Source organism: Mesorhizobium sp. M7A.F.Ca.ET.027.03.2.1, assembly GCF_003999175.1.
GTDB lineage: Bacteria > Pseudomonadota > Alphaproteobacteria > Rhizobiales > Rhizobiaceae > Mesorhizobium.
Map to the genome: position 1 here is coordinate 1 of NZ_RZOM01000491.1, position 4430 is coordinate 4430.

General features: G+C 63.0%; 4 protein-coding genes and 1 pseudogene. 3 read left to right on the forward strand and 2 right to left on the reverse strand.

What is annotated here, in order from left to right:
• From EN750_RS20480 to EN750_RS20490, 3 genes and pseudogenes are all read left to right on the forward strand, one after another.
• A pseudogene (locus tag EN750_RS20480) lies at positions 1-371 on the forward strand (transporter); the annotation flags it as partial.
• Positions 372-675: 304 nt separating this feature from the next.
• Positions 676-2400: a dihydroxy-acid dehydratase gene (ilvD, locus tag EN750_RS20485; protein ID WP_127270685.1), complete on the forward strand. Its 1725-nt coding sequence runs from the start codon at positions 676-678 to the stop codon at positions 2398-2400.
• A complete protein-coding gene (locus tag EN750_RS20490; RefSeq protein WP_127270686.1) occupies positions 2387-3226 on the forward strand; it encodes a tetratricopeptide repeat protein in 840 nt (279 codons plus the stop codon). The genes ilvD and EN750_RS20490 overlap by 14 nt, the downstream gene beginning before the upstream one ends.
• 49 nt (positions 3227-3275) lie before the next feature.
• Here the strand turns inward: EN750_RS20490 and EN750_RS20495 are convergent, their stop codons facing one another.
• Positions 3276-3530 carry a hypothetical protein gene (locus EN750_RS20495; RefSeq protein ID WP_245482753.1) on the reverse strand — a complete coding sequence of 85 codons (255 nt, stop codon included), beginning with the start codon at positions 3528-3530 and terminating at the stop codon, positions 3276-3278.
• A 125-nt stretch (positions 3531-3655) separates the two neighbouring features.
• A complete protein-coding gene (gene xth / locus EN750_RS20500) occupies positions 3656-4429 on the reverse strand; it encodes an exodeoxyribonuclease III (RefSeq protein ID WP_245482754.1) in 774 nt (257 codons plus the stop codon).
• Position 4430 lies beyond the last annotated feature (1 nt).

Consider the following 4430-nt stretch of genomic DNA (forward strand, 5'->3'; position numbering starts at 1 on the left):
CTGGTGATGCTCTCCATTCGGGCCAGATCACCTCGCTGGACCTGATGTATCGTGACGGCTGGACAGTTACCGGCGGCATTGGCCACAAGTTCAACGATCAGTGGAGTGCTGCCGGCCAGCTTTCCTGGGATCGCGGCACGTCGCATGGCTATGGCTCGCAGACCGATACCTGGACACTGGGCGGCGGCGTCGCCTTTACGCCCAAGCCGAACATCGAAGTGCGTCTGGCCGGCGCGGTTGGGGTGCTGACCAGCGGCCATTCTGGAGCGTTGGCTGGTGAGAGCGGATACGTCGCCGGCACGGATGTCAGCTACGACTTCGGCAACGATCTGGTCACGGCGATTTCAGGTGGCCTTAAGATCAAGTTCTAAGTCTCTGACAATTATAACAAAAGGCCGGGGATTACCCGGCCTTTTTTGTTTGGGATCGCATCGCCCGATTTGTCTCATCCAAGCTGCGTTGCATATTATCCGTAGCGCTTTCGCCTCCTGCTATTGTGATGTTTTGGCAACAGTTTCTGAGCAACCCCTGCGCTGGAAGCCGGGCTGAGGAAATTGCCTATTTCCCGCCATAAACCCGGCGCACCTCGATCTTGTCTCGGGACACGCGCCAAAAGGCTCGGCGAGGGGGCAGCCGCTCCGCCCCATTTGCAGGGAAGATGGGGCAAGGAAGAATATGGACGCCAAAGTCATCTCCAAGGCTAAGCTCCCTAGCCGCTATGTGACCGTCGGTCCGGCGCGTGCGCCGCATCGTTCCTATCTCTATGCCATGGGTTTGTCGGCGGCCGAGATTGCGCAGCCGCTGGTCGGGGTCGCCTCCTGCTGGAACGAGGCGGCGCCCTGCAACATCTCGCTGATGCGTCAGGCGCAGGTGGTCAAGAAGGGCGTCGCGTCCGCCAGCGGCACGCCGCGCGAATTCTGCACCATCACCGTCACCGACGGCATCGCCATGGGTCACCAGGGCATGAAGTCGTCGCTGGTGTCGCGCGAGGTCATCGCCGATTCGGTCGAACTCACCATGCGCGGCCATTGCTACGATGCGCTGGTCGGGCTGGCCGGCTGCGACAAGTCGCTGCCCGGCATGATGATGGCCATGGTGCGGCTCAACGTGCCGTCGATCTTCATCTATGGCGGTTCGATCCTGCCCGGCAGCTATCGCGGCCGCCAGATCACCGTGCAGGATGTGTTCGAGGCGGTCGGTCAGCACTCGGTAGGCACCATCGACGATGCCGAACTTCTCGAAATCGAGCAGGCGGCCTGCCCGTCGGCCGGCTCCTGCGGCGCCCAGTTCACCGCCAACACCATGGCCACCGTTGCCGAGGCGATCGGCTTGGCGCTGCCCTATTCCTGCGGCGCGCCGGCACCCTATGAAATGCGCGACCGGTTCAATTTCGCCTCCGGCGAAAAGATCATGGAACTGATCGCGAAAAACATCCGGCCGCGCGACATCGTCACGCTGAAGGCGCTGGAGAATGCGGCGACCGTGGTCTCGGCCACCGGCGGTTCGACCAACGCGGCACTGCATCTGCCGGCGATCGCCCACGAGGCCGGCATCAAGTTCGACCTGTTCGACGTGGCCAAGATCTTCGAGAAGACGCCTTACATCGCCGACCTCAAGCCGGGCGGCAAATATGTTGCCAAGGACATGTTCGAGGCCGGCGGCATTCCGCTGCTGATGAAGACGCTGCTCGACCACGGCTATCTGCATGGTGATTGCATGACCGTGACTGGCCGCACTTTGGCCGAAAACATGCAGCACGTTGTCTGGAATGAGCATCAAGATGTGGTCCGCCCGGCCAACACACCCATTACCCAAACCGGCGGTGTCGTGGGCTTGAAGGGAAACCTTGCCCCCGAAGGCGCGATCGTGAAGGTTGCGGGCATGGCGGAGTTGAAGTTCTCCGGCCCGGCACGCTGCTTCGATTCGGAAGAGGAATGTTTCGAGGCGGTGACGCATCGCAACTACAGGGAAGGCGAGGTTCTCGTCATTCGCTACGAAGGACCGCGCGGCGGCCCCGGCATGCGCGAGATGCTGTCGACGACGGCAGCGCTGTACGGCCAGGGCATGGGCGGCAAGGTGGCGCTGATCACCGACGGGCGCTTCTCGGGCGCGACGCGCGGTTTCTGCATCGGCCATGTCGGCCCCGAGGCAGCCGTGGGCGGCCCGATCGGGCTGCTCAGGGATGGTGACGTGATCTCGATCGACGCGGTGAACGGCACGATCGACGTGGCGTTGTCCGATAGCGAACTGGCGGCGAGGGCAAAGACATGGAAGGCGCGCACGACCGACTATCAGTCGGGCGCGATATGGAAATATGCACAGACGGTAGGGCCGGCGCGCGATGGCGCGGTGACCCATCCGGGCGGTGCGAAAGAAACACACTGTTATGCGGACATCTGAGTTGTTGAGGTCGTCTGTCTTTTCGGCACTGGTCGTGGCCGCCACATTTGGCGCGACCTTTGGCGCCGTGGGCCAGGCCATGGCCTTCGACGACAAGGTATTCGACGACAAGACCGGGGTGAAGCCGCAATCCAGCCCTTGGGCGGTCTTCCAGTTCGGCTTCTCCGCCTACAAGAACGGCCACAAGGAACAGGCTGCCGAGGCCTACAAATACGCTGCCGAAAATGGCCAGATCGGTGCCACCTGGAAGCTTGCCCGCATGTATGCCGAGGGCGACGGCGTGGCGCGCGACGACTATGAGGCGTTCAAGTTCTTCTCCGAGATCGTCGACCAGGACGTCGAGCCCGGCTCGCCTGAGGAAAGCTATGTCTCCGACGCGCTGGTGGCGCTTGGCGACTATTTGCGCACGGGCATTCCCGGCAGCCCGGTCGCCGAGAACGAGGTGGCGGCCCAGGAATATTACATGCGCGCCGCCGCCAACTACCGCAATCCGAACGCGCAGTTCGAGATGGGGCAGATGTTCTTGAAGGGCGAGGGCGGCGTGAAGGCCAGTGTCAAGCAGGCCGGGCGCTGGTTCCAACTCGCCGCCGAGAAAGGCCATGCCGGCGCCCAGGCGACACTGGGCCATTTGTTGTTCCAGAGCGGCAAGATCGTTCGCGGCCTGGCGATGATGACGGCAGCGCTCGAACGCGCTTCGCCGGCTGACCAGCCCTGGATCCGCGGCATGCAGGAAGAGGCATTCGCCACCGCCGGCGAGGCCGACCGCCGCACCGCGATCTCGCTGGCCGATGATATCCTCACCAAGGGCAACAACGCGGACCAGTAGTCTCGCGGCTGCGTCAGCTTCACCAGCAGCACTCGATTGTCGATCGCGATCAGTTCTCGATCGGCTCCGTCGGCACCATGCTGGGCGCCGGCATCGAGATCGGCGTGACATGGTGGTGTGGCGCCAGCGTGTTTTCCGGGCAGCTATCCCCGATGTTCGTCCACGATGTGTTGTTGAGCACCATGTCGCAGCGGGCCAGATGGCTCCGGTCGGCAACCGTCAGGCAGGCGACCTGGCCAAGCTGGTAGGATTTTCCATTGGCCAGGCATTCCTGGTCGGCAAATGCCGCACCGGGAGCGGCCATGGCAAATGCCAGGCCGACAAAGATGAAATCGTGTGCTCATGCAACCCCAGCCGCCAGGACCGCAACGAACGGCGCAAAATGTGGCGATATGAGGTCCAGCGCCTGCGTGCCCGGCGAGGGTTCTCTCAGGCCGGCTGAAGCGCGAGATCGATCGCCACCGGGACGTGATCGGACGGTTTTTCCCAGGCGCGCACGTGCTTTTCGATCGACGCGGAAGAAAACCGGTTGGCGGCTTCCGGCGACAAAAGCAGGTGGTCGATGCGGATGCCGTTGTTCTTCTGCCAGGCGCCGGCCTGATAGTCCCAGAACGTATAGGTGTCGGGCGCGTCGGTGACCGCGCGCACCGCCTCGGTGAAACCAAGGTTGAGCAGCCGCCGGAAGGCTTGTCGCGTCTGCGGCTGGAACAGGGCGTCGCCCAGCCAGTTCTCCGGAAACCGCGCGTCGATCCGCTCGGGAATCACGTTGTAGTCGCCGGCGAGCACCAGGGCCTCCTCCAGCCTCAGCCGTTCTTCAGCCCAGCGCTCCAGCCGCGCCATCCAGGACAGCTTGTAAGGAAACTTCTTCTCGTCATCGATCGGATTGCCGTTCGGCAGATAGAGCGAGGCGACGCGCAAGGCACCCTTGTCGGTTGAGAAAACGCCTTCGATGAAACGCGCCTGTTCATCGGCATCGTCGCCGGGCAGGCCCCGGATGACTTCGTCGAAGCGCAGCTTCGACAACAGGGCGACGCCGTTGAAACCCTTTTGGCCATGGGTTTCGACATTGTAGCCAAGCGCCTCGATCTCGGCGCGCGGGAATTGCTCGTCGACGGTCTTGATCTCCTGCAGGCAGACGATGTCGGGTGCGCTCTCGGTCAGCCAATGGGTGAGATTGCCAATGCGGGCGCGGACACCGTTGATG